The following is a 23898-nucleotide window of genomic DNA, read 5'->3' as shown; positions in this document are numbered from 1 at the left end:
ATAAAAACAATAGCTATGGGAAAGAATCTTAAGTACGCCACGTCCTGTAGCAGGGAGGGATGAAGTTCAATCCCTCCCTGCTACATAACCTACATCCTGTAGGCCTAAACCGTTGAGAAGGAGAAGTACATATTGCAAGCTCTTTAGAGAGGATCATCATCGGCTGAAAATGATCCGTGCCCCTGCAATGTGGAAATGCCCCTTTGAGTGCCGAGCCGAATTTTTAAGTAGGCCGGACGCATCGCCAGCGTTATGGGCGTCAAGCGGGAAGGTGTAATATTTAACCTTCTAAGCGGAGTGGAACCGCGCATACAATGCGTCTCTGTCATTTTTGGCAGAGGCGCATTTTTATATGGGGAAAAGGAGGAAGGAAGATGTTTCGAAGAATGAAAGAAGATGTCCAGTGCATATTTGAACAAGATCCTGCAGCACGCAGCACGATAGAAGTTGTACTCACTTATTCGGGCTTACATGCAATTTGGTCTCATCGAGTAGCTCATGCATTTTATAATAAAAATCTATTGTTCTTGGCACGCCTCGTATCGCAAATCAATCGGTTTTTTACGGGTATTGAAATTCATCCAGGGGCAAAAATTGGTCGACGGTTTTTCATTGACCACGGAATGGGTATTGTAATTGGAGAAACATGTGAAATCGGCAATGATGTCACTATCTATCAAGGTGTTACACTTGGAGGTACGGGGAAAGAAAAAGGCAAACGGCACCCAACTTTGCATGACAATGTGCTCGTCGCCACGGGTGCGAAAGTGCTAGGCTCGATTACAATCGGGGAAGGTAGTAAAGTTGGCGCAGGATCTGTTGTATTGAAAGATGTACCACCTGATTCAACTGTAGTAGGAATTCCGGGTACTGTCGTCATCAGGAATGGCGTGAAAGTAAAAGGAAGGCATGACCACCAAGATCTCCCGGATCCGGTCTCAGATACATGCAACCGGCTTGGAAATGAAATTCAACGACTAAAGAACCGTATTGAAAAATTGGAAACGCACGGAGAGGAGAAGCATAATGACGATTCAGATTTATAATACGCTTACACGAAAGAAGGAGCCTTTCATTCCAATGGAGGAAGGGAAAGTAAAGATGTACGTCTGCGGACCGACTGTCTATAACTACATTCATATCGGGAATGCGCGTCCTGTCATTGCTTTTGACACAGTAAGGCGTTATCTTGAGTATCGTGGTTTTGACGTGACGTATGTCTCGAATTTCACAGATGTTGATGACAAGATTATCAAGGCGGCCAATGAGCTTGGGGAAGAGGTTGGTGAGCTGACCGAGCGTTTCATAAACGCCTTCCATGAAGATGTTGGTGCACTTGGTTGCAACAAGGCTGATGTCCATCCACGTGTGACGGAACATATTGGTGACATCGTCGATTTCGTAAGCGTATTAATTGATAAAGGTTTTGCGTACGAATCGCAAGGGGATGTCTACTATCGCACGCGTAATTTCGAGGGCTATGGTAAGTTGTCACACCAATCGACGGATGAACTGAAAATTGGAGCACGAATCGAAGAGGGCATAAAAAAAGAAAATGCACTCGACTTCGCTCTTTGGAAAGCAGCTAAAGAAGGAGAAATCTCATGGGAAAGCCCGTGGGGAGCGGGACGTCCGGGTTGGCATATCGAATGTTCGGTCATGGCAAGAGAGCATCTTGGTGATACGATTGATATCCATGCGGGTGGGCAAGATCTTACATTTCCACACCACGAAAACGAAATCGCACAATCTGAAGCAATGACAGGCAAGACATTTGCGAATTATTGGATGCATAATGGCTATATTAATATCGACAATGAAAAAATGTCAAAATCTCTTGGCAACTTTGTTCTTGTTCACGATATCCAAAAACAGATTGATCCAAAAGTGCTTCGTTTCTTCGTGATGTCTGTCCATTACAGACATCCAATCAATTTCTCCCAAAATCTTGTTGAAAGTGCAGCGAATGGATTGGAACGCATTCGTACAGCGTACAACAACTTGAAGCACAGACTTGCTACATCCGCAGATCTTGGAGGTCAGAAAGATAGTTGGCTTCATAAGGTAGATGAACAGAAAGCTGCATTTGAACAAGCGATGGACGACGACTTCAACACTGCCAATGCCCTAGCCGCTATATTCGAACTTACGAAGCTTGCAAACGTCTATCTAGTAGAGAAGAATACACAATCTGATGTACTTGATTATTTCATTAAGACATTCGGAGACTTGATGGGTGTACTTGGATTGCCATTCGATGACGTAACCGGCTTATTGGACGCCGCCGTTGATGCGCTCATCGAGGAACGCCTAGAAGCACGTCGAAATCGTGCGTTTAATCGTTCAGATGAAATTCGTGATGAATTGAAAGAAAAAGGCATCATCCTAGAAGATACAGCGCAAGGCACACGCTGGAAAAGAGGTTGACTAGGTGTATACTTTACGTGATATAGATGTCAAGCAAGTGAAAGCCCTTGCGCTTGCTTATATGGGAGATGCGGTATATGAACAGGCGATACGTGAGCATCTATTGCGCTCAGGCCGTGTAAAACCAAATATTCTGCACAGGGAAGCTACACGCTACGTTTCAGCGAAAGCGCAAGCGGCCATTGTGAAAATGATGCAGCAATCTGGATTCCTAACAGAGGAGGAAGAAGCGGTCATGAGACGTGGTCGCAATGCGAAATCCGGTTCCGTCCCTAAGAATACTGATGTATTGACATATAATTATAGTTCAGGATTCGAAGCAGTAATTGGTTACCTGTATTTGCTGGGGAGAACGGAACGTGTGAATGAATTAATTCGTGAATCAATCAGGTTCATCGAAATGCCGAAGGGGGAGGGAACACAATGACAGAAGTTGAAATCGAAATCGAATCTGAATTGATTGGTGGAAAAAATCCTATCGTTGAGGCTTTGCGTTCCGGTAGGGAATTAAACAAGATCTGGATGGCCGAGGGGCTTAATAAGAAAAGTATTGGGGAAATATTATCACTTGCGAGAGAAGCGGGGGTAATTGTTCAGGCAGTTCCCAAGCAGAAACTGGATGGCATGCTTGATATGAATCATCAAGGGATTATCGCGTCGGTCGCTGCTTATAAGTACGCGGAACTTGAAGATCTGTTTGCTATTGCTAAGGAGCGTGGGGAAGATCCATTTTTTATCATCCTCGATGAACTTGAAGACCCACATAATCTGGGATCTATACTACGGACAGCTGATGCAACAGGTGTCCACGGGGTCATTATTCCGAAACGACGAGCTGTTGGATTGACGGGAGTCGTCGCAAAAGCATCGACAGGCGCGATAGAACATGTCCCTGTTGTACGTGTGAACAATCTCTCGCAAACGGTGGAGGAATTGAAGAAACGCGGTGTCTGGATTGCAGGTACTGATGCGTCCGAATCCACCGATTATCGACTGATGGATGTGACACTGCCGCTTGCGATCATTATCGGAAGCGAGGGGAAGGGAATGTCGCGTATTTTGAAAGTGAAATGCGATTTCCTTTATCATTTGCCGATGGTTGGGCATGTTACATCTTTAAATGCGTCTGTGGCGGCCTCGCTCCTTATGTACGAGGTGTTGCGCATACGACAACCACATAAGTCTGGCAAATGAGAACAGATACCCTCCTTGTCGATGGCTATAACGTCATCGGTGCATGGGAAGAATTGCGTCAAATGAAAAAAGAACGACTTGCCGATGCACGTGACCGTCTGATTGAAAAAATGGCTGAGTACAAAGCGCATACAGGTTGGCGTGTCATTATCGTCTTCGATGCGCACCTTGTACCGGGAATTGAAAAGAGAAAGCGTCATCACGATGTTGAAATCTTCTTTACTCGGAAAAACGAAACGGCAGATGAGCGAATCGAAAAGCTTGTCTCAGAGCTAGGTGGACGTCGAGTGCAGATTCATGTGGCGACGTCGGATTTAACGGAGCAATGGGTTATTTTTGCGCAGGGTGCTCTTCGAAAATCAGCTCGGGAACTTCAGATTGAGATGGATGAAATTGATAAGTCGATCGCTGCTAAAGTGAAGAATATTCAGGAGCAGCGACCGTCTTCGAAGATCCCTTTAACTGATGAAGTTGCGGAAATATTTGAAAAGTGGCGACGTGGAATGAAATGAATAGTTGACGTAAAAAATTTCCATAAGGTATACTAGGTTAATAATAGCAATAACGAACCGGGGTGATCCAGTTGGTGAAGAAAATATACGTTGAAGGCGACATATCGGATTTCACTGTGCTATCTGATGGAGAAATCATTGCAATCATCCACCGGGGGAACACGGATGCGCTTAATTTTCTTATTACAAAGTACCAATCATTTGTCCGACTGAAAGCAAGATCTTACTTTTTAATCGGTGGGGACCGGGAAGATATCATTCAAGAAGGAATGGTGGGTCTATACAAGGCAATCCGCGATTTTAAAGCGGACAGATTGAGTTCATTCAAAGCATTTGCGGAACTTTGCATCACACGGCAGATTATTACGGCTATTAAAACTGCGACAAGACAAAAACACATTCCGCTTAATACATCAGTCTCGCTAGATAAGCCAGTTTTTGACGAAGAATCCGATCGTACACTGCTCGATGTAATCGCAGGACCGATTCTTGACGACCCTGAGGACCTCATGATTCACAAAGAAGACTTCATCCAGATGGAAGAAGAGATGAACAAAGTATTGAGTGGCCTTGAAAAACAAGTATTGGCACTTTATTTGGAGGGACAATCCTATCAGGAAATTTCGGAGGAACTAAACAGACAAGTAAAATCGGTCGATAATGCACTTCAGCGGATAAAACGAAAACTTGAGCGTTATATGCAAGTCGATGCGGTACGTTTATAACAAGTTTTCATCGTATTGACACCATGAATTTTAGATGGTACTCTTTATGAAGACTATAAGGTCGTATAGGATGAGGAAATGTCTAAAAAGATTATTTTAAGTTGTAATACATGTGGATCACGAAACTATTCCGTGCCAGCACGGAGTAATAAGCCGACGGAACGTTTGTCACTTAAGAAATTTTGCAGTCATTGTAATACACATACAGTGCACAAGCAGACGGCATAAAACATCAGTCTGATAGTAAATATCACTTTTATGTTCGGAGGGTTACGATAGAATGAACAAGTTAATCGGATTTTTAAAAGCTGTCGGATCAGAGATGAGGAAAGTCAGCTGGCCGAAACGTAAAGAATTGACACGATACACAATTGTCGTTCTTTCTACAGTCGCTTTCATGGCGGTATATTTCGGACTTGTCGACCTTGGCATTTCGCGGGTAATGGAATGGTATCTTGCGTTTTAATTAAGTAATATGAATAATCACCTTGAGAAATATCCCGTCTGACAGGTTGAACGGGTTTTTTCATTTTGTACGAAAAAGGAGGGACGGACGTACAGTCCTCGTCACTATGGAAATGGAGAAAAATTGGTATGTCGTTCATACGTACTCTGGTTATGAGAATAAGGTGAAAGCTAATCTAGAAAAACGTGTAGAAACGATGGGTATGCAAGATAAGATTTTCCGTGTCATTATTCCGGAAGAGGAAGAAACGGATTTCAAAGAAGGTAAAAAACGTGTAGTTATGAAAAAGACGTTTCCGGGCTATGTACTTGTGGAAATTATCATGACAGACGATTCGTGGTATGTCGTACGGAATACACCTGGGGTAACTGGGTTTATTGGTTCGTCAGGCGGTGGGGCGAAACCGACCCCATTACTACCTGAGGAAGTCGAATTCATTCTCAAACAAATGGGTGTGAAAGAACGTAAGATGGAAGTTGACTTTGCGCTGGGTGAGATGGTTCAAGTACTTGAAGGGCCATTTGCGCACTTCCAAGGTAAAGTAGAAGAAATTGATGAAGATAAAGGCAAAATTAAAGTATCGGTGGATATGTTCGGCCGGGAAACGAAAATGGAGCTCGACTTCGAACAAATCGAAAAATTATAATCGATTGCTACTTGCGTGTAGTGTGTAATAGTGGTATCATTTCAAAGGTCAGACTACAAACGAATAGTTTGAACGTATCAACCAAATCTACCGGCGTAAGCCGGCAGGCACATATTGAGTGGGAGGGGCAACCCTATTACCACATCACGGACTTAAGGAGGTGTGTCTCGTGGCTAAAAAAGTTATTAAAGTTGTTAAATTGCAAATTCCTGCTGGGAAAGCAAATCCGGCTCCGCCAGTTGGACCGGCGTTAGGACAAGCAGGTGTGAACATCATGGGATTCTGTAAAGAATTTAATGCGCGTACAGCGGATCAAGCAGGTCTAATTATTCCTGTTGTGATTTCTGTATTCGAGGACCGTTCATTCACATTCATTACAAAAACTCCACCGGCAGCAGTATTGCTGAAGGTTGCAGCTAATCTTCAAAAAGGTTCAGGTGAGCCGAATAAAAAGAAAGTTGCTACTGTAAAGCGTGATAAAGTTCGCGAAATTGCAGAACAAAAGATGGAAGACCTAAACGCAGCATCAGTAGAAGCGGCGATGGCAATGGTTGAAGGTACTGCCCGCAGTATGGGAATCACGATTGAAGATTGATTTTGATCTCGTAAGGCAGTAGTTCTTTGTAGTGGGGGTTGCGCTTGTTCTCAGGAGCACGCAACCCTTATTCGTGGGAGGTTCAATCCGTTAAAACCACAAACGAGGAGGAAATTTATAATGGCTAAAAGAGGTAAAAAGCTCGCAGAAGCTAGCAAGCTAGTTGAACCAATGAAAGCGTACGATATGAAAGAAGCAATCGAGCTCGCGAAAAAGACTAGCACAGTCAATTTCGATGCAACGGTCGAAGTCGCATTCCGTCTAGGAATCGATACGAAAAAAAATGATCAACAAATCCGTGGGGCAGTAGTACTTCCAAACGGTACTGGTAAAACACAACGTGTTCTTGTTTTCGCTAAAGGCGAAAAACTTAAAGAAGCAGAAGCTGCAGGTGCAGACTTTGCAGGGGATGCGGAATATATTGCGAAAATTCAACAAGGTTGGTTTGATTTTGATGTAATCGTAGCTACTCCTGACATGATGGGTGAAGTAGGTAAAATTGGTCGTGTTCTTGGGCCAAAAGGACTTATGCCGAACCCTAAAACAGGTACAGTGACATTTGACGTAGCGAAAGCTATTGAAGAAATTAAAGCAGGTAAAGTTGAATACCGTGCGGAAAAGGGTGGAATCATCCACGCGCCAATCGGAAAAGTTTCATTCGACAATGACAAACTTGCAGAGAACTTCGCGACTGTTTTCGAAACAGTTCTAAAAGCGAAACCTGCATCAGCAAAAGGCACATATATGAAGTCTGTTAATTTGACGACTACAATGGGTCCTTCTGTTAAAGTTGATCCTTCAAGCGTAGATATCAAAAGATAATATTGACTGACGGCAAGTCTTCTGATATGATGACTTCTGTTGTGAATAGCACCATTTGTACCGTAGACAGTAGGAGCGGCTTGCCGCTTAAAATTCCTGCCGAGGACAAGACGCTCTTTTAAATTTAAAAGATGACGACTTTTCTGCCCTCGAGTCTATTTTATATAGACCTGAGGGCTTTTTCGTATCGGTATAAATGACCCCAAATTTTTTAGGAGGTGTCAAAATGAGCAAAGTGTTAGAAGCTAAAAAAGCGGTTGTCGGTGAAATTTCGGATAAATTGAAATCAGCGGCTTCGGTTGTTGTTGTAGATTACCGCGGTTTAACTGTTGGCCAAGTTACAGAACTTCGTAAACAGCTTCGTGAAGCAGGTATTGACTTTAAAGTTTACAAAAACTCAATGTCACGCCGTGCTGCTGAAGCTGCCGGACTTGAAGGGTTGAATGAATACCTAACAGGACCGAATGCAATTGCATTCTCAAACGAAGATGTTGTTGCTCCTGCTAAAATCCTTAACGATTTTGCAAAGAAAAACGACAAACTTGAAATTAAAGCTGGTGTCATCGAAGGAACGATTGCGACAGAAGCAGACGTCAAAGCATTGGCAGAACTTCCATCTCGCGAAGGTCTACTTTCTATGCTTCTCAGCGTACTACAAGCTCCAATGCGCAACTTCGCGCTTGCAACAAAAGCTGTTGCGGAGCAAAAAGAAGAACAAGGTGCTTAATAAAGCGGCTTGAGCGAAAAAATGCGGGCTAAGACCCGACAAAAACAATTATTTTAGGAGGAACTACTAATGACTAAAGAACAAATCCTTGAAGCAATTAAAGAAATGACAGTTCTTGAACTTAACGACCTTGTAAAGGCAATCGAAGACGAGTTTGGCGTAACTGCTGCTGCACCTATGGCAATGGCTGGCGCTGGTGCTGGAGAAGCAGCTGCTGAACAAACTGAATTTGATGTAATCCTTACATCTGCAGGAGATCAAAAAATCAAAGTTATCAAAGCTGTTCGTGAAATCACAGGTCTTGGCTTGAAAGAAGCTAAAGAAGTTGTTGATAACGCACCAAAAGCAATTAAAGAGGGCGTAACTAAAGAAGAAGCAGAAGAAATGAAAGCGAAACTTGAAGAAGTTGGCGCTGGAATCGAAGTTAAGTAATTTTCAAATAATGGAGAAAAGCTCGTCAGAAATCGACGGGCTTTTCTCCATTTTTTTGTCTAGAGTCTATATGACAACCTTAGATTACCTTTGTTTTATATACGGGGGGAGGACTTGCATGTCTGAACATTATTACTCGAAAGATCCGAAGGTGAAAAGTAGTCCGAAAGAATGGTCTGCGACACTACGTGGGGTTACCCTGAGGTTCAAAACAGATGCTGGTGTATTCAGTAAAGGTGAAGTGGATTTTGGTTCTCAACTTCTTGCTGAAGCCTTTAGTTTACCCGAATCGGTAGGGGCTATTCTTGATATCGGTTGTGGCTATGGCCCGATTGGTTTATCTATTGCCGCATCTTTTCCAGAACGGAGCGTTCATATGATTGATGTGAACGAACGGGCGCTTACACTTGCGACGCATAATGCACAGCAAAATCGCATTACGAATGTGACGGTTTATTCAAGCGATGCATTATCTAATGTCACGGGGAACAGGTTTGCTGCAATTTTGACGAATCCGCCAATCCGTGCAGGAAAAGAGACGGTATTCAATTTTTATCAGGGAGCATTTTCGAAACTTGAAGAGGGTGGCGAACTGTGGGTTGTCATTCAGAAGAAACAAGGGGCACCTTCAACGATGGACCGTTTGACAGAACTTTTCGGAAGCGTTGAGATAGTCGTTAAGAAGAAGGGGTATTATATATTGAGAGCCCAAAAAGTCTTGACGTGAGAGAGACAGTGTGGTAATGTTGTAAAATGCATAAATTATTATAGTGCGGTCGTATGCCCTTTTGCATGAATAATGGAAACTAAAGGTATACTGACGTTGTATAAAGGATTGTCAAACCGAAAATGAGCTCTTGCCGGAACTCGTTTTCTTTTTGTTTTTTCGATATCATACACTATTTTTGTGATTTCGCAAAGAACTATTATTGTTTTATGAGGGGTGAAAGAGTTGACAGGTCATTTAGTACAGTATGGTCAACACCGTCAGCGTAGAAGTTTCGCACGGATCAGCGAAGTACTCGATCTGCCGAATCTGATTGAAATTCAGACGGCATCTTACGAGTGGTTCTTAGAAGAGGGCTTAAGGGAAATGTTCCGCGATATTTCTCCGATTCAAGATTTCACTGGAAACCTTGCGTTGGAGTTCATCGATTATCAACTAGGGGATCCAAAATACCCTGAAGATGAATCGAAAGAGCGTGATGTAACGTATGCAGCACCATTGCGTGTGAAAGTACGTCTACACAACAAAGAGACTGAAGAAGTGAAGGAACAGGACGTTTTCATGGGTGATTTCCCACTTATGACGGAAAATGGTACGTTTATCATTAACGGCGCGGAGAGGGTTATCGTTTCTCAACTAGTCCGTTCTCCAAGTGTGTACTACAGCGACAAGACAGACAAAAATGGAAAACGTGGTTTTGGCGCAACTGTCATTCCAAACCGTGGTGCTTGGCTCGAATATGAAACAGATGCGAAAGATGTCGTGCATGTTCGGATAGACCGTACACGGAAGTTACCGGTTACAGTACTCCTTCGTGCACTCGGATTCTCGTCCGACCAAGAAATCATTGATTTGATTGGTGATAACGAATATCTTCGTAATTCACTTGAAAAAGATAATACAGAAGGCTCTGAAAAGGCGTTACTTGAAATTTATGAACGTCTTCGTCCGGGTGAACCCCCTACGCTTGATAGTGCGAAGAATCTCTTGTTCTCTCGCTTTTTCGATGCGAAAAGGTATGATTTAGCGAATGTTGGACGCTATAAGATGAATAAAAAGCTCCATGTACAAAACCGTTTGTTCAATCAAACTGTTGCCGAGACACTCGTCGACCCTGAAACAGGCGAAATACTCCTGGAGAAAGACCAACTTATCGATCGTCGTACACTAGACCGTCTTCTTCCGCATTTGGAAAAAGGAATCGGTTTCCAAGAAATCACACACGCAAGTGGCGTTCTAGACGAAAGCATTACAATTCAGTGCATTAAAATATATTCACCGAAAAGCGAAGAAAAACAAGTGATTAACGTAATTTCGAACGCATATGTAGATGATTCAATTAAGCATGTGACGCCAGCGGATATCGTTGCCTCAATCAGTTACTTCTTTAACCTTCTTCACGGGGTAGGAAACACTGATGATATCGATCACCTTGGCAATCGGCGCCTTCGCTCAGTAGGCGAGCTTCTGCAAAATCAGTTCCGTATCGGGCTTTCCCGGATGGAACGTGTTGTTAAAGAGCGTATGTCCATTAATGATACACAGTCTATTGTGCCGCAACAGCTGATAAATATCCGTCCAGTTATTGCGTCAATCAAAGAGTTCTTCGGTAGTTCGCAACTTTCTCAATTCATGGACCAAACAAACCCGCTTGCTGAACTTACGCATAAACGTAGGTTATCTGCGCTTGGGCCCGGTGGATTGACGCGAGAACGTGCAGGAATGGAAGTGCGTGACGTTCACTACTCCCATTACGGCCGCATGTGTCCGATTGAAACACCAGAGGGACCGAATATTGGTCTTATCAATTCACTCTCGTCATTTGCGAAAGTGAACAAGTTTGGATTTATCGAAACACCCTATCGAAAAGTAGATCCTATATCTGGCCGTGTTACTACTCAAATTGATTATTTGACAGCAGATGTGGAAGATAACTACGTCGTCGCACAAGCGAATGCAATTCTGTCTGAAGATGGTTCTTTCGTTAATGAAGGAGTAGTCGGTCGTTTCCAAGGGGACAACACCGTCTTTAAACGTGATCAGATAGACTATATGGATGTTTCACCTAAGCAAGTCGTTTCTGCGGCAACAGCATGTATTCCTTTCCTTGAGAATGATGACTCGAACCGTGCCCTTATGGGAGCGAACATGCAACGTCAAGCAGTTCCACTTCTTAATCCGGAGGCTCCGTTTGTCGGAACGGGAATGGAACACGTTTCAGCACGTGACTCTGGAGCGGCAGTACTCGCTAAGTTTGACGGAATTATAGAGCATGTTGAAGCGAGAGAAATCCGCGTTCGTCGTATTGAAACTGTTGATGAGAAGGAAGTAAAAGGCGACCTAACGATCTACCGTCTTAATAATTTCATCCGTTCAAACCAAGGAACTTGTTATAACCAACGTCCAATTGTTAACGTAGGAGACCGTGTGAAGCCACTTGATATTCTGGCGGATGGCCCTTCAATGGAACAGGGAGAACTTGCACTTGGTCGAAACGTACTCACGGCATTCATGACGTGGGACGGTTACAATTATGAGGATGCCATCATCATGAGTGAACGTCTTGTGAAAGATGATGTATACACCTCGGTTCATATTGAAGAATACGAATCTGAAGCGAGAGATACAAAGCTTGGGCCTGAAGAAATTACACGAGATATTCCAAACGTCGGTGAAGATGCGCTACGCAATCTAGATGATCGTGGAATTATCCGTGTTGGAGCGGAAGTTCGTGATGGTGATATTCTTGTCGGTAAAGTAACTCCAAAGGGTGTAACTGAACTGACTGCAGAAGAACGACTTCTACATGCGATTTTCGGTGAAAAAGCACGTGAGGTTCGTGATACATCACTCCGTGTACCTCATGGCGCAGGCGGTATCGTTCTTGATGTGAAAGTCTTTAATCGTGAAGACGGCGATGAGTTGCCACCAGGTGTAAACCAATTGGTTCGTGCATACATCGTTCAAAAACGAAAAATTTCTGTCGGAGATAAAATGGCTGGACGACACGGTAATAAAGGGGTTATTTCTCGTATTTTACCTGAATCTGATATGCCATATTTACCTGACGGAACACCAATTGATGTCATGCTTAACCCGCTCGGTGTACCATCGCGTATGAACATCGGACAGGTTCTTGAAATGCATCTTGGAATGGCTTCTAGAAATCTTGGAATCCATATGGCCTCTCCTGTATTTGATGGTGCCAACGAAGAAGACGTTTGGGATACAATGGAAGAGTCGGGCATGAATCGCGACGGAAAAACGGTTTTATATGATGGACGTTCAGGTGAGGCGTTCGACAACCGTGTATCCGTGGGTGTCATGTACCTGATTAAACTTGCCCACATGGTTGACGATAAGCTACATGCACGTTCGACAGGACCATACTCACTTGTTACGCAGCAACCACTTGGAGGTAAAGCTCAATTCGGTGGACAGCGTTTCGGAGAGATGGAAGTGTGGGCGCTTGAAGCGTATGGTGCAGCTTACACGTTACAGGAAATTCTGACCGTAAAATCAGATGACGTTGTGGGGCGTGTGAAAACGTATGAATCGATTGTTAAAGGCGAAAGTGTTCCTCAACCGGGTGTTCCGGAATCGTTTAAAGTTCTTATTAAGGAACTCCAAAGCCTTGGGTTAGACGTGAAGATGCTTTCAATTGATTTTAAAGAAATCGAGTTACGTGATCTTGATGAAGATGATGATATGCAACCGACAGACGCTTTAAATCTTATAAAAGAAGGTTAAGCATGTTTGATTGGCTAAGTGGAGATGGAGGAAGTCGCACGGTCCTCCATCTATCTATATGTAGTTATAGTGTGCGCTTGCTCGGAAAAGGCAATTGCAGCGATAAGACTAAAGGGAGGTAGGCTCCTTGCTAGATGTAAACAATTTTGAGTATATGAAAATCGGCCTAGCATCACCGGATAAGATTCGTTCATGGTCCTATGGTGAAGTCAAGAAGCCTGAAACAATCAACTACCGTACATTAAAACCAGAAAAAGACGGTTTGTTCTGTGAACGTATTTTCGGCCCTACTAAAGACTGGGAATGTCATTGCGGAAAGTATAAACGTGTGCGTTATAAAGGCGTCGTTTGTGACCGCTGTGGAGTGGAAGTAACACGTCAAAAAGTTCGTCGCGAACGTATGGGTCATATTGAGCTTGCTGCTCCAGTGACGCATATTTGGTATTTCAAAGGTATTCCAAGCCGAATGGGTCTCATCCTTGATATGACCCCACGCGCTTTGGAGGAAATTATCTATTTCGCATCTTATGTAGTTGTGGATCCCGCGGATACGCCACTTGAAAGAAAGCAATTGCTTTCTGAGAGAGAATACCGTATTTATCGTGAAAAATATGGATCTAAGTTTCAAGCGCTCATGGGTGCAGAGGCAATCGAACGTCTTTTGATGGCAATCGATCTCGATAAAGAGACCGAATTCCTGAAAGAAGAATTGAAAACGGTTCAGGGACAACGTCGTACGCGTGCGATTCGTCGTCTTGAAGTTGTCGAATCGTTCCGTAATTCGGGTAATAAACCTGAGTGGATGGTTCTTGAAGTGTTGCCGGTTATCCCACCAGAATTACGTCCGATGGTACAGCTTGATGGCGGACGTTTCGCGACTTCCGACTTGAATGATTTGTACCGGAGGGTTATTAACCGGAATAATAGGCTAAAACGTCTTCTTGACCTTGGAGCACCCGGCATTATCGTCCAAAACGAGAAGCGTATGTTACAAGAAGCTGTCGATGCACTTGTTGATAATGGCCGTCGTGGCCGTCCGGTTACTGGACCAGGAAACCGTCCGTTGAAATCCCTTTCCCATATGTTGAAAGGGAAGCAAGGCCGTTTCCGTCAAAACTTACTTGGAAAACGGGTAGACTACTCAGGTCGATCTGTTATCGTTGTAGGGCCTAACTTGAAAATGTATCAGTGTGGTCTGCCGAAAGAAATGGCGATTGAATTGTTTAAACCATTTGTGATGAAGGAACTCGTTGAACGGAACCTTGCACATAATATTAAAAGCGCTAAACGTAAAATCGAACGACTTCATTCGGAAGTATGGGACGTTCTTGAAGATGTCATCAAGGAGCATCCGGTCCTTTTGAACCGAGCACCGACACTTCACCGTTTAGGCATCCAGGCGTTTGAACCTATCCTTGTAGAAGGACGCGCAATCACATTGCATCCACTAGTATGTACAGCCTATAACGCTGACTTCGATGGTGACCAGATGGCCGTCCACGTTCCACTGTCAGCAGAAGCGCAAGCGGAAGCACGTCTTCTTATGCTTGCTGCACAAAACATCTTGAATCCGAAAGATGGAAAACCGGTTGTAACCCCTTCCCAGGATATGGTTTTAGGTAACTATTACCTTACAATGGAACGTGAAGGTGCGACAGGAGAAGGAGCAGTGTTCCGTGATGCGGATGAAGCACTTATTGCTTACCACAATGGTCACGCCCATCTCCATTCACGGGTCGGTATTCAGGCAGGTTCTTTGAACAACCCGACATTTACTGATGAGCAGAATAGCAAATTACTTCTGACTACAGTTGGGAAAATAATATTTAACGAAATCCTTCCAGAATCATTTCCATATATTAACGAGCCGACGGCGTTCAATTTACAAGTTGAAACGCCTGACAAGTATTTCGTTTCAGGAACTGTTGACGTGAAAAAGCATGTTGCAGGCTCTGAACTTATATCGCCGTTTAAAAAAGGAATTCTTGGAGATATCATCGCGGAAATCTTTAAACGTTTCCATATTACAGAAACGTCACGAATGCTTGACCGTATGAAGAACCTAGGATTTAAATATTCAACACGTGCGGGTATTACGATCGGGATTTCAGATATCGTAGTCCTTCATAACAAAGGTGAGATCTTACAAGAAGCACAGGATAAAGTAGATAAGGTATTGCAACAATTCCGTCGTGGTCTTATTACGGAAGAAGAGCGATATGATCGTGTTATTTCCTACTGGAGTAATGCGAAGGATGTTATCCAAGGCAAGCTAATGGAATCCCTAGATCACTCGAACCCGATTTACATGATGAGTGACTCGGGCGCACGGGGTAACGCATCAAACTTCACGCAACTTGCGGGTATGCGCGGATTGATGGCCAACCCGGCTGGACGTATCATCGAGCTTCCAATCAAGTCATCATTCCGTGAAGGATTGACGGTACTCGAGTACTTTATCTCCACACACGGTGCGCGTAAAGGTCTTGCGGATACGGCACTTAAGACGGCCGACTCTGGTTACTTGACACGTCGACTTGTTGACGTAGCACAGGATGTTATCGTTCGTGAAGATGACTGTGGTACAGATCGCGGATTGGAAATTGGTTCGCTTGCAGAAGGTACAGAAATTATCGAGGGTCTAGATGAACGTATCGAAGGTCGTCATACGAAGAAAACGATTTATCACCCTGAAACAGGTGAAGTGATTCTTGAAAAAGATGGATTGATTACAGCGGATGCTGCGCGCAAAATCCTTGATGCCGGTCTCCAAAAGGTGACAATCAGATCTGCATTCACATGTAATACGAAGCACGGAGTATGTAAAAAATGTTACGGCATTAACTTGGCGACAGGTGAAACAGTTGAAGTCGGTGAAGCGGTTGGAATCATCGCTGCACAGTCTATTGGTGAACCGGGTACACAGCTTACGATGCGTACGTTCCATACCGGCGGAGTTGCAGGGAGTGACATTACCCAAGGTCTACCACGTATTCAAGAAATCTTCGAAGCACGTATTCCAAAAGGTCAAGCGGTTATTTCGGAAATTAATGGTGAAATCACTGAAATTGATGAAATTCGCGAAGGTCAAAAAGAGATTACAATTCAAGGTGATGTGGAAACACGTAAATACCTTGCTCCGTACAACGCCCGTCTAAAAGTCGAAGTCGGTGATAAGATTGACCGAGGCGAAGTTATTACAGAAGGTTCTATCGATCCGAAAGAACTTATTGTCGTAAAAGACGTTGTCACAGTCCAGGAATATCTCCTGAAAGAAGTTCAAAAAGTTTACCGTATGCAGGGTGTTGAAATTGGTGACAAGCACGTTGAAGTAATGGTTCGCCAAATGCTTCGCAAAGTGCGTGTCATCGAAGCGGGTGACACGGAACTGCTACCGGGATCACTGCTTGATATTCACCAATTCTCAGATGCGAATGCAAAAGTGCTTAAAGTTGGAAAACTTCCAGCAACTTGTCGCCCTGTTATTCTAGGGATTACGAAAGCATCACTCGAAACGGAATCCTTCTTGTCAGCAGCTTCCTTCCAGGAGACAACACGTGTCTTGACGGATGCAGCTATTAAAGGGAAAACCGACGAATTGCTTGGTCTGAAAGAAAACGTTATTATCGGGAAACTTGTACCTGCTGGAACGGGGATGCAACGTTACCGTCATATCGTTATGGAACAAGATAGCGAGAAAACTTTAGCTAAAAAAGTACCAGCAGAATAAGCGGTTTGAATTACGGGGGGACTCGAAAAGGATCTCCCCGTTTTTTTCTTTATCTGTTGACAAAATTCTTGACAGATGATAATATACAAAAGGTTGATAGTTGAATGTCTATACTTTGGAGGATATGAAAATGTCTTATGAAAAAGTTGAGAAGGCAGTGAAGACGATCATCGGTACAAAGCAGACAGTGAAAGCGATACGTGCAGGGATAGTAACAGAAGTTATTATCGCACAAGATGCAGAAGAACGTCTTATTGCCCTAGTACTAGAGGAAGCCGAACTTCGTGGTACCCAAGTGACGCATGTCGATTCGATGCAGAAACTCGGAAATGCATGTGGCATTCAAGTCGGTACAACCGTGGTTGCGATTACTGGATAATGGTTTTTGTGTGAAAAAACACAAAGACTTTGTTTTTACCCCAAAAATGAACCACCTGGATGTGTGGTCTTACAAAACAAGTATGAAGGGAGGACAAACCGATGCCTACAATTAACCAATTGGTCCGTAAACCACGTAAGCCTAAAGTGGAAGGATCTAAAGCACCAGCACTCGGAAAAAGCTATAACAGCTTCAAAAAGTCAATGACAAACGTGAATTCATCACAAAAACGGGGTGTTTGTACACGTGTTGGAACAATGACACCGAAGAAACCAAACTCGGCGCTACGTAAATATGCACGTGTTCGTTTGACGAACTCGATGGAAGTCAATGCGTACATTCCTGGTGAAGGTCACAACCTTCAAGAGCATAGTGTCGTTCTTATCCGCGGCGGACGCGTAAAAGATTTACCTGGTGTGCGTTACCATGTTGTTCGTGGAGCACTTGATACAGCTGGTGTTACTGGCCGTATGCAAAGTCGTTCAAAATACGGAGCAAAAAAACCTAAAGCTAAGAAAAACTAATGCTAAAAACCTGTTATTTAAGCACAGACCGCTTAAAAACTTAATCTCGAAAGGAGGAAAACAACATGCCACGTAAAGGCCCTGTTGCAAAACGTGACGTACTTCCGGATCCGATTTATAATTCGAAACTCGTCTCACGTCTCATCAATAAAATGATGCTTGACGGCAAAAAAGGTACATCCCAAAAAATCCTCTATGGTGCGTTCGAACTTGTAAAAGAACGTTCTGGCAAGGATCCAGTTGAAGTATTTGAAGCTGCTCTTACTAATGTTATGCCAGTACTTGAAGTTAAAGCACGTCGTGTAGGTGGAGCAAACTATCAAGTTCCAGTTGAAGTACGCCCAGATCGTCGTACAACTCTTGGACTTCGTTACCTTGTAAACTACTCACGCACACGCGGTGAGAAAACAATGGAAGAACGTCTTGCGAATGAAATCCTTGATGCATCTAACAACACTGGAGCATCTGTGAAACGTCGCGAAGAAATGCATAAAATGGCTGAAGCCAACAAAGCATTCGCTCACTATCGCTGGTAGGATTGAACAATTCGCTAAGACTCTAATCCGAAATGGAAGGAGATATACAGAATGGCTAGAAAGTTCTCCTTAGAGAATACGCGTAATATTGGAATCATGGCCCACATCGATGCCGGTAAAACGACAACGACTGAACGGATTCTTTATTACACTGGTAAAATCCACAAAATCGGAGAAACGCACGAAGGTGCATCTCAAATGGACTGGATGGAACAAGAGCAAGAACGCGGGATTACAATCACTTCAGCTGCAACAACAGCTGAATGGAAAGAACACCGTGTCAACATCATTGATACTCCAGGTCACGTAGACTTCACTGTTGAAGTTGAACGTTCACTTCGTGTTCTTGATGGAGCTGTAACGGTACTTGACGCTCAATCGGGCGTTGAGCCACAAACAGAAACGGTTTGGCGTCAAGCAACAAACTATGGCGTTCCACGTCTAGTGTTCGTTAACAAAATGGACAAAACGGGTGCGGATTTCCTTTATTCAGTAGGTACACTTGTTGAGCGTCTCGGAGCAAATGCACATCCAATTCAATTACCGATTGGCGCAGAAGATACTTTTGCAGCTATTATTGATTTAGTTGAAATGAATGCAGTTTTCTACGAAGATGATACAGGTTTAAACGCTGAAATAAGAGAAATTCCAGAAGAATATCGTGAGCAAGCTGAAGAATACCGTGAAAAGCTAATTGAAGCGGTTGCTGAATTCGATGAAGCCCTTATGAATAAGTTCTTAGATGAAGAAGAAATTACAAACGCAGAAATCAAAAAGGCTATTCGTAATGCAACATTGGCTGTTGAATTCTACCCGGTTGTATGTGGAACTGCTTTCAAGAACAAAGGTGTACAACTTGTTCTTGATGCTGTTATCGACTACCTTCCATCACCACTTGATATCCCGGCTATGAAAGGGACAGATCCTGATACTGATGAGGAGATTGAGCGTCACTCTGACGACAGCGAGCCGTTCTCGGCACTTGCATTCAAAGTTATGACGGATCCTTATGTAGGTAAATTAACATTCTTCCGTGTGTATTCTGGTGTTCTTCAATCAGGATCATACGTACAAAACTCTTCAAAAGGTAAGCGTGAACGCGTAGGACGTATTCTACAAATGCATGCGAACTCTCGTGAAGAAATTTCTGAAGTACATTCAGGGGAAATTGCTGCTGCGGTCGGACTTAAAGATACAGGAACTGGTGACACACTTTGTGAGGCTGGTTCACTGATAGTTCTTGAGTCAATGGACTTCCCGGAACCAGTAATTTCACTTTCTGTTGAACCGAAAACAAAAGCGGACCAAGATAAGATGGGTATGGCTCTTGCTAAGCTTCAAGAGGAAGACCCGACATTCCGTGCACATACAGACCAAGAAACAGGAGAAGTAATCATCGCTGGTATGGGTGAATTACATCTTGATGTTCTTGTAGACCGTATGCGCCGTGAATTCAACGTTGAAGCTAACGTCGGAGCACCACAAGTATCTTACCGTGAAACATTCCGTGCTTCAGCGGAAGTTGAAGGCAAGTTTGTGCGTCAATCCGGTGGACGTGGACAGTTTGGTCACGTTTGGATCGAATTCTCTCCTAATGAAGAAGGAAAAGGATTCGAATTCATTAACAACGTTGTCGGTGGATCAGTTCCACGTGAATACATTCCAGCAGTAGAAGCGGGTATCCGTGATTCACTTAATAATGGTGTAATTGCTGGTTATCCTTTGATCGACATTAAAGCGCGTCTATTCGACGGTTCTTATCATGATGTCGACTCCAATGAGATGGCGTTTAAAATTGCTGCATCAATGGCATTGAAAAACGCTGTATCAAAAGTTAACCCGGTTCTACTTGAGCCAATGATGAAAGTAGAAGTTATTATTCCTGAAGAGTATATGGGAGACATCATGGGTGACATCACTTCCCGACGCGGCCGCGTTGAGGGAATGGACGCGCGCGGTAACGCGCAAGTTGTTCGCTCTATGGTTCCTCTTGCTCAGATGTTTGGATACGCAACTTCACTCCGTTCTAACACACAAGGACGCGGTGTCTTCTCAATGTCATTCGATCACTATGAAGAAGTGCCGAAATCTGTTGCAGAAGAAATTATCAAGAAAAATAAAGGTGAATAACTGTAATTCATCCTTGTTTCTAACGTAAAAAAATTGTAAGATATAGGTGATTGAAGGGGGCCCTCTTCAACATCTGTCACTATAAACTAAAAAACTTTGATATTTTAAGGAGGATTTCCATTATGGGAAAAGAAAAATTCGACCGCTCCAAGCAACATGCTAACGTTGGAACAATCGGCCACGTTGACCATGGTAAAACTACACTAACTGCTGCAATCGCAACAGTTCTTGCAAAAAGACTAGGTGGAACAGCAGCATCTTACGCTGACGTTGATAACGCACCTGAAGAAAAAGAGCGTGGTATCACAATCAACACGTCTCACGTCGAGTACGAAACTGAAACACGTCACTATGCACACGTTGATTGCCCAGGTCACGCTGACTATGTAAAAAACATGATTACTGGTGCAGCACAAATGGACGGCGGGATTCTAGTTGTTTCTGCAGCTGACGGCCCAATGCCACAAACACGCGAGCATATCCTTCTTTCACGTCAAGTTGGTGTTCCTCATCTAGTTGTTTTCATGAACAAATGTGACATGGTTGATGATGAAGAGCTTCTTGAACTAGTTGAAATGGAAATTCGCGATCTTCTTTCGGAGTACGACTTCCCTGGCGACGATATTCCTGTCATCAAAGGATCCGCTCTTAAAGCACTTGAAGGTGAAGAAGCATGGGAAGATAAAATCATGGAGCTTATGAAGGCTGTTGATGAATATATCCCAACACCACCACGTGACACAGAAAAACCATTCATGATGCCAGTTGAGGATGTTTTCTCAATCACGGGTCGTGGAACAGTTGCTACTGGACGCGTTGAGCGTGGAGTAGTTAAAGTCGGAGATGTTGTTGACATCATCGGTATAATTGAAGAACCAAAATCTACAACTGTTACAGGTGTAGAAATGTTCCGTAAACTTCTTGATTATGCAGAAGCGGGCGATAACATTGGTGCACTACTTCGTGGTGTAGCACGTGAAGACATCCAACGTGGACAAGTTCTTGCTAAACCAGGTACAATCATACCTCATACAGAATTTACTTCTGAAGTTTATGTTCTATCAAAAGAAGAGGGTGGACGTCACACTCCATTCTTCTCTAACTACCGTCCACAGTTTTACTTCCGTACAACGGATGTAACTGGCGTTATTGAACTTCCAGAAGGCGTAGAAATGGTTATGCCTGGGGATAACATCGAAATGACAGTAAAACTAATTGCTCCAATCGCTCTTGAAGAAGGTACAAAGTTCTCTATCCGTGAGGGTGGACGTACTGTAGGCGCTGGCGTAGTAGCAACAATCACTAAATAATTTAATGCTTTTTAAAAAACCCGTCCATTGTGGCGGGTTTTTTGTTTGGGAAGAAAATCCCGCACAGATGCATAGGAATCGAATTATTATTTCTTGAATACTGCAACAATTAATAGCGAGTTGCAATAAATGATGAATAGAATTATAATAATAAAGTCGTGAAAAAAGACTTCACTAAAAGACTTGCAGAACTCTTTTTTATCATGTATAATGTTCAATGTTGGTCTTTGACTGCTATGAAGCGGGAGGTTGCCGACACACCAGGCCGCTTTGCCATGGCATGTGTGTGGGAAATTTCCGTGGAGAATGTCTAGAAAATAGGCGAGAGGGAGGGAAAATAATGGCAAAACAAAAGATTCGTATTCGTTTAAAAGCATATGATCATAGAATTCTTGATCAGTCAGCTGAAAAAATCGTAGAAACAGCAAAACGTTCGGGTGCTAGTGTATCGGGTCCGATACCACTTCCAACTGAAAGAACTGTATACACGATTCTTCGTGCGGTACATAAATACAAAGATTCGCGCGAACAGTTCGAAATGCGTACACACAAACGTCTTATCGATATCGTTAATCCAACACCACAAACTGTTGATGCATTGATGAAACTCGATTTACCATCCGGCGTAGACATTGAAATCAAACTTTAATCTATAGAGAATAAAACTTACATTAATCAGGAGGTGTGACAAATGACCAAAGGAATCTTAGGGAGAAAAGTCGGGATGACGCAAATTTTTGCTGAAAACGGCGATCTTATCCCGGTAACTGTGATTGAAGCTGGACAAAATATTGTTCTTCAAAAGAAGACGACAGAAACGGACGGCTATGAATCAATCCAAATCGGATTTGAAGATAAACGCGAAAAGCTTGCTAACAAACCTGAAAAAGGGCACGTTGCAAAAGCTGATACGGCACCTAAGCGCTTCATTCGCGAATTCCGCGAATTAGACGTTAGTGGCTACGAAGTTGGTCAAGAAGTCAAAGTTGATACTTTCGCTGAAGGCGATATTGTCGACATTACAGGTACATCAAAAGGTAAAGGGTTCCAAGGTGTTATCAAGCGTCACGGATATTCACGCGGACCTATGAGTCACGGATCACGTCATCATCGCGCACCAGGTTCAATTGGTTCGGTGGACGCACAACGTGTATTCAAAGGTAAAAAAATGCCAGGACGTATGGGTGGCAAAACAGTAACAGTACAAAACCTTGAAATTGTACGAGTTGACGTAGAACGCAACTTGCTACTTGTAAAAGGTAACGTTCCAGGATCTCGCAAATCACTTCTTCAAGTGAGAAGCGCTATCAAAGGGAACTGACCACTAAAGGAAGGAGGAAACAATAATGCCTAAAGTATCCGTACTAAACCAAACAGGAACTTCTGTTGGCGACATCGAACTTAACGATGCGATTTTCGGGATTGTACCAAATGAAGCTGTCTTGTTCGAAGCATTGGTTCAACAACGTGCTTCATTGCGTCAAGGTAATCACAAAGTCAAAAATCGTTCAGAAGTTGCAGGTGGCGGACGTAAACCTTGGCGTCAAAAAGGAACAGGTCGTGCTCGTCAAGGGTCAATCCGTTCACCACAATGGCGTGGAGGTGGTGTAGTCTTCGGTCCAACACCAAGAAGCTATACTTACAAACTTCCGAAAAAAGTCCGTAGATTGGCTCTTCTTTCAGCTCTTTCTACGAAAGTGCGTGAAGAAAGTTTAATCGTTCTTGAAGGACTTACATTCGATGCGCCTAAAACAAAAGATTTCATGAAAGTTCTTTCAGACCTTTCAATCAACAAAAAAGCATTGATTGTAACTGCTGACCTCGATGAAACTGTGGCATTGTCCGCACGTAACATACCTGGTATTAGCGTAGTTACAGCAACTGGCATCAATGTTCTTGATCTTATCGGTCACGATAAATTGGTCATGACAAAAGCTGCAGTTCAAAAAATAGAGGAGGTGCTTGGTTAATGGAAGCACGTGATATTTTAAAACGTCCGGTCATTACCGAGCGTTCTTCTGAACAAATGGAATTCAAGAAATATACTTTCGAAGTTGACACACGCGCTAACAAAACGCATGTTAAACAAGCTATTGAAGAAGTCTTCGGAGTGAAAGTCGAAAAAGTCAACGTACAGAACTACAAAGGTAAGTTCAAACGTATGGGTAAACATGCAGGCTACACAAACAAACGCCGTAAAGCGATTGTTACATTGACTGCTGACTCAAAAGACATCGAACTTTTCGAAGTATAATCAAAACAAATT

25 protein-coding genes and 2 other annotated features are annotated in these 23898 nt (G+C 43.3%); all 25 genes read left to right on the top strand.

Translation table 11 applies throughout. The features are described from left to right. The first annotated feature begins 103 nt into the window (after positions 1-103). Positions 104-327 (top strand) — a binding site (T-box leader). A gap of 47 nt (positions 328-374) precedes the next feature. The 25 genes from cysE to rplW all read left to right on the top strand — a co-directional run bounded on the left by cysE (position 375) and on the right by rplW (position 23886). Next, a complete protein-coding gene (gene cysE / locus H4683_RS01075) occupies positions 375-1046 on the top strand; it encodes a serine O-acetyltransferase (protein ID WP_192596964.1) in 672 nt (223 codons plus the stop codon). Beyond that, entirely contained in the window at positions 1027-2427 is a 1401-nt protein-coding gene (cysS, locus tag H4683_RS01070) for a cysteine--tRNA ligase (protein ID WP_192596963.1), read from the top strand. The genes cysE and cysS overlap by 20 nt, the downstream gene beginning before the upstream one ends. 61 nt (positions 2428-2488) lie before the next feature. After that, positions 2489-2854: a Mini-ribonuclease 3 gene (locus H4683_RS01065; protein WP_192597166.1), complete on the top strand. Its 366-nt coding sequence runs from the start codon at positions 2489-2491 to the stop codon at positions 2852-2854. Further along, positions 2851-3621, top strand: coding sequence for a 23S rRNA (guanosine(2251)-2'-O)-methyltransferase RlmB (rlmB, locus tag H4683_RS01060; RefSeq protein WP_192596962.1), 771 nt, complete (start codon positions 2851-2853; stop codon positions 3619-3621). Before H4683_RS01065 ends, rlmB begins: the two co-directional genes overlap by 4 nt. Continuing rightward, positions 3618-4133 carry an NYN domain-containing protein gene (locus H4683_RS01055; protein ID WP_192596961.1) on the top strand — a complete coding sequence of 172 codons (516 nt, stop codon included), beginning with the start codon at positions 3618-3620 and terminating at the stop codon, positions 4131-4133. The genes rlmB and H4683_RS01055 overlap by 4 nt, the downstream gene beginning before the upstream one ends. Before the next feature lie 101 nt (positions 4134-4234). Then, on the top strand, positions 4235-4858 hold the full coding sequence (gene sigH, locus H4683_RS01050) for an RNA polymerase sporulation sigma factor SigH (protein WP_420826531.1): 624 nt from the start codon (positions 4235-4237) through the stop codon (positions 4856-4858). A gap of 78 nt (positions 4859-4936) precedes the next feature. Next, positions 4937-5086 carry a 50S ribosomal protein L33 gene (gene rpmG / locus H4683_RS01045; protein WP_192596960.1) on the top strand — a complete coding sequence of 50 codons (150 nt, stop codon included), beginning with the start codon at positions 4937-4939 and terminating at the stop codon, positions 5084-5086. Positions 5087-5138: 52 nt separating this feature from the next. Beyond that, positions 5139-5324, top strand: coding sequence for a preprotein translocase subunit SecE (gene secE, locus H4683_RS01040; RefSeq protein WP_192596959.1), 186 nt, complete (start codon positions 5139-5141; stop codon positions 5322-5324). A gap of 112 nt (positions 5325-5436) precedes the next feature. Continuing rightward, entirely contained in the window at positions 5437-5970 is a 534-nt protein-coding gene (gene nusG / locus H4683_RS01035; RefSeq protein ID WP_192597164.1) for a transcription termination/antitermination protein NusG, read from the top strand. Positions 5971-6139: 169 nt separating this feature from the next. Continuing rightward, complete coding sequence (gene rplK, locus H4683_RS01030) at positions 6140-6565, top strand: 50S ribosomal protein L11 (RefSeq protein ID WP_192596958.1); 426 nt, start codon at positions 6140-6142, stop codon at positions 6563-6565. Positions 6566-6685: 120 nt separating this feature from the next. Continuing rightward, the gene (gene rplA / locus H4683_RS01025) at positions 6686-7387 is read left to right on the top strand and encodes a 50S ribosomal protein L1 (protein WP_192596957.1); all 702 of its coding nucleotides are present in this window, start codon (positions 6686-6688) and stop codon (positions 7385-7387) included. A gap of 42 nt (positions 7388-7429) precedes the next feature. Continuing rightward, positions 7430-7579, top strand: a sequence feature (ribosomal protein L10 leader region). A gap of 34 nt (positions 7580-7613) precedes the next feature. Beyond that, entirely contained in the window at positions 7614-8114 is a 501-nt protein-coding gene (rplJ, locus tag H4683_RS01020; RefSeq protein ID WP_192596956.1) for a 50S ribosomal protein L10, read from the top strand. 69 nt (positions 8115-8183) lie between these two features. Continuing rightward, entirely contained in the window at positions 8184-8546 is a 363-nt protein-coding gene (gene rplL, locus H4683_RS01015) for a 50S ribosomal protein L7/L12 (RefSeq protein ID WP_192596955.1), read from the top strand. A gap of 118 nt (positions 8547-8664) precedes the next feature. Continuing rightward, positions 8665-9273, top strand: a complete 609-nt coding sequence (locus H4683_RS01010) for a class I SAM-dependent methyltransferase (RefSeq protein WP_192596954.1) — start codon at positions 8665-8667, stop codon at positions 9271-9273. A gap of 225 nt (positions 9274-9498) precedes the next feature. Then, positions 9499-13023: a DNA-directed RNA polymerase subunit beta gene (rpoB, locus tag H4683_RS01005; protein WP_192596953.1), complete on the top strand. Its 3525-nt coding sequence runs from the start codon at positions 9499-9501 to the stop codon at positions 13021-13023. 127 nt (positions 13024-13150) lie between these two features. Beyond that, the gene (gene rpoC / locus H4683_RS01000) at positions 13151-16753 is read left to right on the top strand and encodes a DNA-directed RNA polymerase subunit beta' (protein WP_192596952.1); all 3603 of its coding nucleotides are present in this window, start codon (positions 13151-13153) and stop codon (positions 16751-16753) included. Between the two features lie 130 nt (positions 16754-16883). Then, complete coding sequence (locus H4683_RS00995) at positions 16884-17132, top strand: ribosomal L7Ae/L30e/S12e/Gadd45 family protein (protein ID WP_192596951.1); 249 nt, start codon at positions 16884-16886, stop codon at positions 17130-17132. Between the two features lie 101 nt (positions 17133-17233). Further along, positions 17234-17656, top strand: coding sequence for a 30S ribosomal protein S12 (rpsL, locus tag H4683_RS00990; RefSeq protein ID WP_192596950.1), 423 nt, complete (start codon positions 17234-17236; stop codon positions 17654-17656). A 65-nt stretch (positions 17657-17721) separates the two neighbouring features. Beyond that, positions 17722-18192: a 30S ribosomal protein S7 gene (rpsG, locus tag H4683_RS00985; protein WP_192596949.1), complete on the top strand. Its 471-nt coding sequence runs from the start codon at positions 17722-17724 to the stop codon at positions 18190-18192. A gap of 51 nt (positions 18193-18243) precedes the next feature. Then, positions 18244-20322, top strand: a complete 2079-nt coding sequence (gene fusA / locus H4683_RS00980; RefSeq protein ID WP_192596948.1) for an elongation factor G — start codon at positions 18244-18246, stop codon at positions 20320-20322. A gap of 122 nt (positions 20323-20444) precedes the next feature. Continuing rightward, positions 20445-21632: an elongation factor Tu gene (tuf, locus tag H4683_RS00975; RefSeq protein ID WP_192596947.1), complete on the top strand. Its 1188-nt coding sequence runs from the start codon at positions 20445-20447 to the stop codon at positions 21630-21632. 340 nt (positions 21633-21972) lie between these two features. After that, positions 21973-22281 (top strand): 30S ribosomal protein S10, encoded by a 309-nt coding sequence (rpsJ, locus tag H4683_RS00970; RefSeq protein ID WP_067204744.1) that lies wholly within the window; start codon positions 21973-21975, stop codon positions 22279-22281. A gap of 42 nt (positions 22282-22323) precedes the next feature. Further along, entirely contained in the window at positions 22324-22953 is a 630-nt protein-coding gene (rplC, locus tag H4683_RS00965; RefSeq protein WP_192596946.1) for a 50S ribosomal protein L3, read from the top strand. 25 nt (positions 22954-22978) lie between these two features. Continuing rightward, positions 22979-23602 carry a 50S ribosomal protein L4 gene (gene rplD / locus H4683_RS00960; protein WP_192596945.1) on the top strand — a complete coding sequence of 208 codons (624 nt, stop codon included), beginning with the start codon at positions 22979-22981 and terminating at the stop codon, positions 23600-23602. After that, positions 23602-23886, top strand: a complete 285-nt coding sequence (rplW, locus tag H4683_RS00955) for a 50S ribosomal protein L23 (RefSeq protein ID WP_192596944.1) — start codon at positions 23602-23604, stop codon at positions 23884-23886. Before rplD ends, rplW begins: the two co-directional genes overlap by 1 nt. Positions 23887-23898: the final 12 nt, after the last annotated feature.

The organism is Sporosarcina limicola, assembly GCF_014873855.1.
Lineage (GTDB): Bacteria > Bacillota > Bacilli > Bacillales_A > Planococcaceae > Sporosarcina > Sporosarcina limicola.
The sequence above is the reverse complement of the archived record's forward strand: the minus strand, read 5'-3'. Positions and strand labels throughout refer to the sequence as shown.